Origin of the sequence: Antarcticirhabdus aurantiaca (genome assembly GCF_009765365.1) — a bacterium.
Classification (GTDB): domain Bacteria; phylum Pseudomonadota; class Alphaproteobacteria; order Rhizobiales; family Rhizobiaceae; genus Antarcticirhabdus; species Antarcticirhabdus aurantiaca.
Window position 1 is genome coordinate 136,978 of the sequence record NZ_VTOM01000004.1, and the last position, 10,437, is coordinate 147,414.

The window sequence follows — 10,437 nt, forward strand, 5'->3', positions numbered from 1 at the left end:
CATAGCGCCTCGCCGACCCTCCATTCTCAGACCAGGCGGTAGCCGATGCCGGGCTCGGTGAGGATCAGCCGGGGGGCCGCCGGATCGTCCTCGAGCTTCTGCCGGAGCTGGCCGACATAGACGCGCAGGTACTGCGTGTTGCCGTCGGTGGCCGCTCCCCAGACCTCGCGCAGAAGCTGCGAATGGGTCACCACCTTGCCGACGTGGCGCATCAGGGCGACGAGGACGTCGAACTCGCGCCGTGTCAGGCGCACCTCGCGGCCGGCCTTCCGCACGATGTGCGCGCCGAGATCGACCTCGACGCGTCCCGATCTCAGCATCCCGTCGTCCGGCGAGGGCTTGGCATGCCGCAGGGCGACCCGCAGCCGCGCCATCAGCTCGCCGACCCCGAACGGCTTCTCGACGTAGTCGTCGGCGCCGAGATCCAGCGCGCGCACCTTTTCGAACTCGCGGTCGCGCGCGGACAGGACGACGATCGGCACCTGCGAGGTGCGGCGCAGGCGCTGGATGACCTCCTTGCCGTCGAGATCGGGCAGGCCGAGATCGAGGACGACGGCGTCCGGGCGCGCCTCCGCCGCGAGCCGCAGGGCTTCCGCCCCCGTCATCGCCTGGACGACGCGGTAGCCTTCCGCGGTCAGCGCCGGCTTGAGGAAGCGATGGATGGCGAGCTCGTCGTCGACGACGAGGACGGTCTGTTGGGTCATGCGCTTGTTCCGGGTTCGGACGGCAGGCGGATGCGGAAGGCGGCGCCGTGCGGACGCGTCGCGTCGGGCGGCAGCAGCTCCACCGTGCCGCCATGCGCCTCCACGATGCCCTTGCTGATCGCGAGGCCGAGGCCGGCGCTGTCGCCGCCGTCGGCGCTCGATGTCCGAAGCCTTGCGAACTTCTCGAAGACCTGGGCGCGCAGCTCCTCCGGAATTCCCGGCCCGTCGTCGGCGATCTCGATCGTCACGCCCCCGGCCTGCGCGCGAGCCACCAGCGTCACGCTCGCGCCTGCGCCCGCGTGCTTCACCGCGTTGTTCACGACGTTGCCGACCGCCTGGTCGAGAAGCGTGCCATCCGCGAAGGCGAGCACGGGGTCCGCGGGCAGATCCAGGACGAAGCGCTGCGTGGCGCCGCGTCGGCGCGCCTGGTCGACGAGGCGGTCCAGCATCTCGCGGACGTCGACCCAGGTGCGGCTGATTTCGAGCGCGCCGGCTTCGAGGCGCGTCATCGACAGGAGGTTTCGGACCATCTGGTCGAGATGGCGGGCCTCGTCGCGGACCTGGGCGAGAAGGTCCTCGCGCGAGGCCTCGTCCAAGCGGTCGCGGTACTCGATGAGCGCCGTGGCCGAGCCGAGGATCGAGGCGAGCGGCGTGCGGAAGTCGTGGCTGATCGAGGCGAGGAGGATGTTGCGCACCCGCTCGGTCTCGGCCGCCGTGCGCGCGCTGCGCACCTCGGTCGACAGGAGCGCGCGGTGCAGGGCGACGGCGGTCTGCTCGGCCAGCGCGGCGGCGAGCGTGCGCACCTCGGCGTCGAGCGGGTCGGCGCCGGGCGCGCGCTCGATGCCGAGCACCCCGACCCGGCTGTCCTGCACGCGGAGCGGCAGAAAGGTCCAGCCGCTCGAGGGCAGGGTCTGCGTGCCCGCGCCGGCGGCCTCGCCGTGCTCGTGCGCCCATCGCGCGGCGGTGCGCGCGGGCACGTCGAGGCGGTCGTCCGGGGGCCAGGCGGCCGCGATCGCGAGGTCGCTTCCGTCCGGCCGCAGGATCGTCACCGCCCGCCCGGTCGCGGCGTTGATCTCGCTCGCGGCGGCATCCGCCACGGCGCCGGCATCCGGCAGGGCCGAGAGGGTGCGCGTGAACGCGTAGAGCCGCCGGGCGGCGCGGGTGCGCCGCGCCGAGGCGCGCATCTGCTCGCGGGCTTGGCCCGCCACGGCCGAGATGGTGACGGCGATGATCAGGAAGACGGCAAGCGCCAGGAGCTCGTGCGGCCGGGCGACGGTGAAGGTTTCGACCGGATCGATGAAGAAGAAGTTGTAGGCCGCGAACGACAGGAAGGATGCGAGGATCGCCGCCCAGACGCCGTAGAGAAGGGCGGGCGCGAGAACGGCGAGGAGGTAGAGCATCGACACGTTGGGCAGCGGCACGAAGCGGACGAGCTGGGTGCCCAGCGCCGTCGCGAGGACGACGCTCGCCGCCGCCGCCGCGTAGCCGGCCCAGCCGCCGGGCTCGGGCAAGCGCCATGCGGGGGCGGGCGCCGGCTCGCCTTCCGTGAGAACCAGAACCGAAACGCCCCTCGCCCGCCGCACCAGCGCGTCGGCGAGGTTGCCCTCGGTCCAGGGCGCGCGCCAGCGGCGCGACCGCGCCTTGCCGACCACGATCTGGGTCACGTTCTCGAAGCGCGAGAAGCGCAGGATCTCCGCCGGAATGTCGGTGGCGACGAGGCTCTGCGGCTCCGCCCCCAGGCTCTTGGCCAGCTGCAGGGACGCGTCGAGCCGGGACGCGGCGGCCTGGTCCAGCGTCGCGCCCGGGCGTTCGATCGTGACCACGAACCAGGGCGCGTCCAGGAGGTCGGCGAGGCGCTTGCCCTCGCGCACCAGCCGCTCGGCCTGCGCGTCCGGGCCGACGCAGACGAGAAGCCGCTCGCCGGCCGCCCACGGACCCTCGATGGCGCCGCCCTGCATGCGCTCGACGAGGTCGGAATCGACCTGGGCGGCCACCTGGCGCAGGGCGAGCTCGCGCAGGGCCGTGAGGTTGGAGGGTTTGAAGAAGTTCTGCGTGGCGCGGGTCGCCATGTCCTCGACATAGACCTTGCCCTCGGCGAGGCGGCGGATCAGCTCGTCCGAGGGCAGGTCCACCAGCACGATCTCGTCGGCCGCCTCCAGCGTCGTGTCGGGCACCGTTTCGCGCACCCTGACGCCCGTGATGCGCTGCACCACGTCGTTGAGGCTCTCGACGTGCTGCACGTTCATGGTCGTCCAGACGTCGATCCCGGCCTTCAGGCATTCGGCGACGTCCTGCCAGCGCTTGGGATGGCGCGAGCCCTCGACGTTGGAATGGGCGTATTCGTCGACGAGAAGGAGCGAGGGGGCCCGGCTCAGCGCCGCGTCGAGGTCGAACTCGGCGATGAGGCGGTTCTTGTAAGGAACGAGGCGGCGCGGCAGCACCTCCAGGTCGGCCAGCATGGCCTGCGTGTCGGCGCGCCCGTGCGTCTCGACGATGCCGACGAGGGTGTCGCGCCCGCCCGCCTTGGCGGCCCGGGCCGCCTGGAGCATCGCATAGGTCTTGCCGACGCCGGGAGCTGCGCCCAGGAACAGGCGCAGCTTGCCCCGGCCCTCGCGCTCGGCCTGGCCGAGAAGGGCGTCCGGTGAAGCGCGGGGCGCATCGTCCTTGATCATGCAACGTCCTGCTTGGCGAGCCGAGGCATCATGTCCGCCCCGGCGGGGATCAGTTCGGCGGCGCCGCCCAGGCCGTCGGGGTCGAGACGTCCGGGGCGGCGACGGGCGGCGCGAGCGCGTCGAGGTCGAGATTGACGGCCAGAACGTCGACGCGCGGCTCGCCCAGGATGCCGAGCGTGCGCCCGGCCGTGTTCGCCTCGATCAAGCGCCGGACCTCCTCCAGGCTAAGGCCTCTCGCCTGCGCGATGCGCGGGACCTGAAGCTCGGCATAGGCGGGCGAGACGTGCGGGTCGAGGCCGCTTCCCGAGGTGGTGATCGCGTCGGCGGGCAGGATGGCCGCGCCCGTCGCCGTCTTCAGGGCCGCGCCGTCCGCGGCCAAGCGCTCGGCGAGCTTGGCGCTGGTGGGCGCGAGGTTGGTGCCGGACGATGCCGAGGCGTCGTAGCCCTCCCCGGCCGCGGAGGGACGCGGCTGGAGGTGGCCCGCCTGCGCGAAGGACTGCCCGATCAGGGCCGAGCCGACGGGCCGGCCCTCGCGCGTCACGATGCTGCCGCCGGCCTGAGCGGGCCAGAGGGCGCCCGCGACGGCGGTCATGGCCAGCGGATAAAGGAGGCCGAGGACGAGGGTGAGGATGCCGAGGAGCGTCGCCGCGGCGCGGAGCTGTGAGAGCATGATGCTGGTCCTTGAAGCCACTGTCAGGCGAGGCCGAACGCCGAGACGGCGAGGTCGATGAGCTTGATGCCGAGGAACGGCACGAGGATGCCGCCGAGGCCGTAGACGAGGAGGTTGCGCCGCAGGACGGCGGCCGCGCCCATCGCGCGGTAGGGCACGCCCTTGAGCGCCAGCGGGATCAGCGCGACGATCACGAGCGCGTTGAAGATCACCGCCGAGAGGATGGCGCTTTCGGGCGTCGCCAGCCCCATGACGTTGAGGACGCCGAGTTCGGGGATCGCCGCGATGAAGAGCGCGGGGATGATCGCGAAGTACTTGGCGACGTCGTTGGCGATGGAGAAGGTCGTGAGGCTCCCGCGCGTCATCAGGAGCTGCTTGCCGATGCCGACGATCTCGATGAGCTTGGTCGGGTCGCTGTCGAGGTCGACCATGTTGCCGGCCTCGCGCGCGGCCTGCGTGCCCGTCTGCATGGCGACGCCGACATCGGCCTGGGCAAGCGCCGGCGCGTCGTTGGTGCCGTCGCCGCACATGGCGACCAGCCGGCCCTGGCGCTGCTCGTTGCGGATGTAGTTCAGCTTGTCCTGGGGCGTCGCCTCCGCGATGAAGTCGTCGACGCCGGCCTCCCCCGCGATGGCCGCGGCGGTGACCGGGTTGTCGCCGGTGACCATGACGGTGCGGATGCCCATGCGGCGGAGCTCCGCGAAGCGTTCCTTGATGTCGGGCTTCACCACGTCCTTGAGGTGGATGACGCCGATGAAGCGGCCGTTCTCGGCGAGCCCGAGCGGGGTGCCGCCGGACTTGGCGATGCGCTCGACGGCGGCCGTGAAGGCGGCCGGCTCGGCGACCTCGCGCCCCGCGCTCTCCCGGACGAAGCGGCGCACGGCGTCCACCGCGCCCTTGCGGATGCGGCGGCCGTCCATATCGACGCCCGACAGGCGCGTGGCGGCCGAGAAGGGGATGAAGGTCACCCCCGCCGGCTGCGCGTCCGGCACGGCGATGCCGTAGGCGTCCCGGGCGAGCACGAGGATCGAGCGCCCTTCCGCCGTTTCGTCGGCGAGCGAGGCCTGGACCGCGATCTGCGCGGCCTCGACGTCGGTGACGCCCTGGACCGCGACGATCTCGGCGGCCATGCGGTTGCCGAAGGTGATCGTGCCGGTCTTGTCGAGAAGCAGCGTGTCGACGTCGCCCGCCGCCTCCACGGCCCGGCCCGACATGGCGAGCACGTTGTGGCGGATGAGGCGGTCCATGCCGGCGATGCCGATCGCCGACAGGAGGCCGCCGATCGTGGTCGGGATGAGCGTCACGAGCAGCGCGACGAGGACGGGCACCGAGATCGCCGCGCCGGCATAGGCCGAGAAGCCCGTCAGCGTGACGACGGCGACGAGGAAGATCAGCGTCATGCCGACGAGGAGGATGGTGAGCGCCAGCTCGTTGGGCGTCTTCTGCCGTTCGGCGCCTTCCACGAGGGCGATCATGCGGTCGAGAAAGGAGGAACCGGGCGCGGCCGTGATGCGCACCACCAGCCAGTCGGACACGACGGTCGTGCCGCCGGTGACGGCCGAGCGGTCGCCGCCGGCCTCGCGGATGACGGGCGCCGATTCGCCGGTGACGGCGGCTTCGTTGACCGAAGCGATGCCCTCGACGATCTCGCCGTCGCCGGGGACGAAGTCGCCCGTTTCCACCAGCACGTGGTCGCCGACCTTGAGGTCGAGGGCGGAGACCGGCTTCCATTGCGCGCGGTTCGCCCGATCGGACAGCCGCTTGGCCACCGTGTCGGTGCGCGCCTTGCGCAAGCTGTCTGCCTGCGCCCGGCCGCGCCCCTCGGCGATCGCTTCGGCGAAGTTGGCGAAGAGCACGGTGAACCAGAGCCAGGCGGTGATCTGGCCGGTGAAGAGGAGCGGGTTGCCGGCGAGGAGGTCGCGCAGGAAGAGGACGGTCACGACCGCGGCCACGACCTCGGTGACGAAGATCACCGGATTGCGCATGAGGGCGGCGGGATTGAGCTTGGCGAAGGCGTCCAGGGCGGCGCGGCCGAGAAGGTCCGGCCGGACGATGGACGAGGAGGCGGCTTTTGCAGCCATGGCGATGGGTTCCTGGATGGCGGGATGGGAGATGGAAGGCGCGGGTGGCGCGCCTTCAGAAGGTCTTGCCGGCCAGCATCTGCACCTGCTCGGCGATGGGGCCGAGGGCCAGCGCGGGGAAGAACTGGAGGCCGCCGAGGACCAGGATGATGCCGGCGAGAAGCCCGACGAAGAGCGGCCCGTGGGTCGGGAAGGTGCCGGCCGAGGGCGCGAGCCTTGTCTTGGCGACGAGCGAGCCGGCGATCGCCATCATCGGCACGATGTAGGCGAAGCGGCCGAGCAGCATGGCGAGCCCGAGCGTCGTGTTCCACCAGGGCGCGTTCGCCGACAGGCCGCCGAAGGCCGAGCCGTTGTTTCCCGCCGCCGAGGTGTAGGCGTAGTAGATCTCGGAGAGGCCGTGCGGTCCGGCATTGCCGAGGCCCGACAGGGCGACGGGCAGGACGGCGGACAGGGCCGAGAAGCCGAGGATCGCGGTCGGCAGGATCAGGATGGCGAGAACGGCCATCTTCATCTCCTTGGCCTCGATCTTCTTGCCGAGATATTCGGGGGTGCGCCCGACCATCAGCCCCGCCACAAAGACCGCGACGACGGCGATCACGAGGATGCCGTAGAGGCCCGATCCGACGCCGCCGGGCAGGATCTCGCCGAGCATCATCAGCACCATCGGCACCATGCCGCCGATCGGGGTGAACGAGCCGTGCATGGCATTCACCGCACCGTCGGACAGGCCCGTGGTGACCGCCGCGAAGAGGGCCGAGGCGGCGAGGCCGAAGCGGACCTCCTTGCCCTCCATGTTGCCGCCGGCGGGATCGAGCCCGGCGGCCGCGAGAACGGGCGTGCCCGCGCTCTCCGCCCAGTAGCAGAGGCCGATGCCGGCAAGGAGCAGGAGCCCCATGGTGGCGAGGATGGCACGCGCCTGCCGCTTGTCTCCGATCAGGCGCCCGAAGGCGAAGACCAGCGCCGTCGAAACGACGAGCATCTGCCAGATCGTCAGGGCGTTGGAGAGCGGCGAGGGATTCTCGAAGGGGTGGGCGGAATTGGCGTTGAAGAAGCCGCCGCCGTTGGTGCCGAGCTGCTTGATGGCGAGCTGCGAGGCGACGGGCCCGAGCGCCAGGGTCTGCTCGCCCCCTTCGAGGGTCTCGACGCTCACCGAGGCGTCGAGGGTCTGCGGCGTGCCCATGGCGACCTGCCAGAGACCCGTCACGATCGCGAGCGGCAGGAGGACGTAGAGCGTCGCCCGGATCATGTCGGCGAAGAAGTTGCCGACGGTTGGCGCGGCCGATCGGGCGAAGGCCCGCACCAGCGCGACGGCGAGGGCCATGCCGGTGGCCGCGGACAGGAAGTTCTGGACCGTCAGCCCGGCCATTTGGCTGAGATGGCTCATCGTCGTCTCGCCGCCGTAGGACTGCCAGTTCGTGTTGGTCACGAAGGACACGGCGGTGTTGAAGGCGAGGTGCGGCGAAAGGCCGGGGAAGCCCTGCGGGTTCAGCGGCAGGACGCCCTGCAGGCGCAGGAGGAGATAAAGGAGCAGGAAGCCGCCGGCGTTGAAGGCCAGCATGCCCAGCGTGTAGCCGAGCCAGGTCTGCTCCCGCGCGGGGTCGACCCCGGCGAGGCGGTGGACGCCGCGCTCCACGGGTCCGAGAACGGGCGCCAAGATGGTGCGCTCGCCCGCGAAGACCTTGGACATGTAGGCTCCGAGCGGGACGGCGAAGGCGACCACGGCCGCCAGGATGACGAGGATTTGCAGCCAGCCGACAAGGGTCATGGCACGAGCCTTTCCAGAGTGTCGGATGGGTCAGAACCGCTCGGGTCGAACGAGCGCGAAGACGAGGTATGCGGCGAGAGCGAGCGCGACGGCGCCGCCGAGAACGAGATCGAACATCGTCAGGCTCGGCCCGCCCAGCGCGCATAGGCGCCCATCAGGGCGAAGAAGCCCAGCCCCGTGGCCAGGTACAGAAAATCGAACATGCGAGCCCTCCTTTCGGGATCGCCGTTCAAGTGGACCCGATCGGCATAAAGGATCCATACGAATTTCGCCGGAGGGAACCCGCGGGCGCGCGGTCGATGGGCGGACTGCACCGGAGGCCCTGGCTCCGTTTCGTCACGCGCCTCAGTCTGCATGCTCAAGGCGCGAGGCCGGACGCGATACTCGGAGGCCGGCGACCGGGTCACCAATCCCGAACGATACCGGGATCCGGACATGCAAAAGTCCCGGACACCGTCCGGGACTTCTTCTGTTGTCGATCCATCAGGTGGATTGCGGAGCGACCGCCGATCTTACTCGGCGACCTGCTGGCGCTCCAGCTCCTCGGCGCGGTTCTCGAGGGTCGAGGATCCCGGCACGTCGAGCGAGACCGGGTTCTGGTTGTAGCCGCCGGTCGAGCTGGTGGTGGAGGCGTCGACGCCGGGATTGGCCGAGCCGCGCTGAGCCGACGTGCCGGCCGCGACGGCGGCGCGCTCGGCTTCCTCGCAGGCCTGAAGGCCGCTGTCGTTCGAGCCGATCGGGTTGGAGCAGCCGGGACGACGGTCCGTGGCGTCGCCCGGTGCGCCCGGCGACGCGGCCACGGCGGCGCGCTCCAGCGCCTCGGCATTGTTCTCCTGGCTCACCGATCCCGGAACGGCTTGGTTGGTCGGGCTGACCGAGGTCTGCTGAGCGAAAGCGGCGCCGCCGAAACCCGCGGAGGCGATGACGGTGGCGGCGAGGAGGGTGGAGAGCTTCATGGGAGTCAACTTTCGTTTGCGTTCGTGCACCCCAAAGTGGTTCAGCCGTGAAAGGTTGCCTGTCCGAACCATCACGTCGGCATGACAAGAACGCCATCGCGTGTTGAGAGCCTCACCCCTTGCCGGAGCCCGCGATCCATCAGGCGGTTCGCAGCTTCTCCCTCCAGGACGCGGCCAGCTCCGGCAGCGCCCCGCCGCTTCGATGCGGAAAGGGCCGCGGCGGCTTCCCGCACGAGCGCGGATCACGGCTGCGCCGACGGTGCATCGAGCACAGGACTTGCCGTCCGCGCCGGTGGAAACCCAAGATCCGAAGCAAACCACTCATACAGCGGCTAACATCATTGTTCCCGTCCTAAGCTTTTATACCGTCTAAGGGGTTGGGAGCTAGAAACCAGGCTGCACTCCGGAAGCGATCGGGTTGACACGTTCTGCGCGGCATGCAGTGTTCATCACGCCAAAAACACCTGCAACTTCCTTGTCTTCATGGAAAGGAAGGCATCATGGGAACGGCTTCCGTTCTGTTTCTTGCAACTGCGGGACTTTTGGTGGGGACCCTGGAGGCGGCACCTGCCGACCCATGGCAGTTCGTCGGCACCGCCTATACCGACATCCGGTCCGCCAGTTCCGACGATGACGACGGCAGCAATCGCGGTCTCGAGCCGAGCTACGGCGGCGGCATCAGCGCGAGCCGGACCTTCGAATTGGACGAGGACAGGGTTCTCGGCCTCTCGTTCGGGACGAGCGCGGAGCGGTTCTACGACGCGCCCGAATCCAACCGGCTGTTGTTCGACGCCGATCCATACCTGGCGATCAAGCTCGATCACGGCATGCTGCGGGAGCTGCGCTTCTTCGGAGAGGCCACCCACGCGCTCGACGACCACGACTGGGTGTTCAGCCGAGGGCGCGCGGGATCCGCGCTTCGCCTCCAGCTCGCCCCCCGCAACACGCTTCAGCTACGCGTCAGAGGCGGATACCGCGAGCAGAACGACGCGGACACGTTCCGCGGCTACGACCAGGGCGAATTCCTGCTGGACGGAACCTACAACTGGCGCTCCGAAGACTCGGTCAACCGCATCACGGCGATCCCCTACTACGAGCGCCGGGATGCCGAAGCCAGCAAGTACAGCTATGACGAGTTCGGGTTCCGGTTCATCGGCCGGCACAATCTCGATGAAAAGGTGAGCCTCGTCCTGCGGGCCAACACCTTCGCCCGCGATTACGACAATGGCCTGCGCGAGGATGATCGCCTGCGCGTCACGGTCGGCTCGGACTGGGATGTCCGGGAGAAGACCACGATCGGCGCCTTTGCCGGCTATGAGCGCAACTGGTCGACCCGCGAGGATGCCGACTACGGAGGCCCCGTCGTCGGCATCGCGCTGACGCAAGGATTCTAGAGCATCGCCAAGCGAGGCGGATCGCAACTCGCCGGACATCCTCCAGGAGGCGTTAACGACGACCCAGGGCGCGTCCAGCGTGACGCCGCTCCCGGATCGGCGCCGCCTCGATCCCGTCTCGCCGAAGATCCGGCAATGGCCCGGCGCACTGCGGGCCATCGCAGCCGAGCATCGTCTTCAACAGCGAAGGCGATG

Annotated in this window: 8 protein-coding genes; 1 reads left to right on the forward strand and 7 read right to left on the reverse strand. The window is 70.1% G+C overall.

Annotation, left to right across the window (positions count from 1 at the left end; genetic code table 11):
• Positions 1 to 26: 26 nt before the first annotated feature.
• The 7 genes from FZN60_RS06100 to FZN60_RS06130 all read right to left on the reverse strand — a co-directional run bounded on the left by FZN60_RS06100 (position 27) and on the right by FZN60_RS06130 (position 8,848).
• Positions 27 to 704, reverse strand: a complete 678-nt coding sequence (locus FZN60_RS06100) for a response regulator (protein WP_158872171.1) — start codon at positions 702 to 704, stop codon at positions 27 to 29.
• Positions 701 to 3,376 carry a DUF4118 domain-containing protein gene (locus FZN60_RS06105; RefSeq protein ID WP_158872173.1) on the reverse strand — a complete coding sequence of 892 codons (2,676 nt, stop codon included), beginning with the start codon at positions 3,374 to 3,376 and terminating at the stop codon, positions 701 to 703. The genes FZN60_RS06100 and FZN60_RS06105 overlap by 4 nt, the downstream gene beginning before the upstream one ends.
• Before the next feature lie 49 nt (positions 3,377 to 3,425).
• On the reverse strand, positions 3,426 to 4,046 hold the full coding sequence (kdpC, locus tag FZN60_RS06110) for a potassium-transporting ATPase subunit KdpC (protein WP_158872175.1): 621 nt from the start codon (positions 4,044 to 4,046) through the stop codon (positions 3,426 to 3,428).
• Positions 4,047 to 4,069: 23 nt separating this feature from the next.
• Positions 4,070 to 6,127, reverse strand: a complete 2,058-nt coding sequence (kdpB, locus tag FZN60_RS06115) for a potassium-transporting ATPase subunit KdpB (protein WP_158872177.1) — start codon at positions 6,125 to 6,127, stop codon at positions 4,070 to 4,072.
• Positions 6,128 to 6,182: 55 nt separating this feature from the next.
• A complete protein-coding gene (gene kdpA, locus FZN60_RS06120) occupies positions 6,183 to 7,892 on the reverse strand; it encodes a potassium-transporting ATPase subunit KdpA (RefSeq protein ID WP_158872179.1) in 1,710 nt (569 codons plus the stop codon).
• A 30-nt stretch (positions 7,893 to 7,922) separates the two neighbouring features.
• Positions 7,923 to 8,153 (reverse strand): K(+)-transporting ATPase subunit F, encoded by a 231-nt coding sequence (gene kdpF / locus FZN60_RS29260; protein WP_199266496.1) that lies wholly within the window; start codon positions 8,151 to 8,153, stop codon positions 7,923 to 7,925.
• A 251-nt stretch (positions 8,154 to 8,404) separates the two neighbouring features.
• A complete protein-coding gene (locus tag FZN60_RS06130; RefSeq protein WP_158872181.1) occupies positions 8,405 to 8,848 on the reverse strand; it encodes a hypothetical protein in 444 nt (147 codons plus the stop codon).
• A 500-nt stretch (positions 8,849 to 9,348) separates the two neighbouring features.
• Here FZN60_RS06130 and FZN60_RS06135 point away from each other — a divergent pair, with 500 nt between their 5' ends.
• Entirely contained in the window at positions 9,349 to 10,242 is an 894-nt protein-coding gene (locus tag FZN60_RS06135) for a hypothetical protein (RefSeq protein ID WP_158872183.1), read from the forward strand.
• Positions 10,243 to 10,437 lie beyond the last annotated feature (195 nt).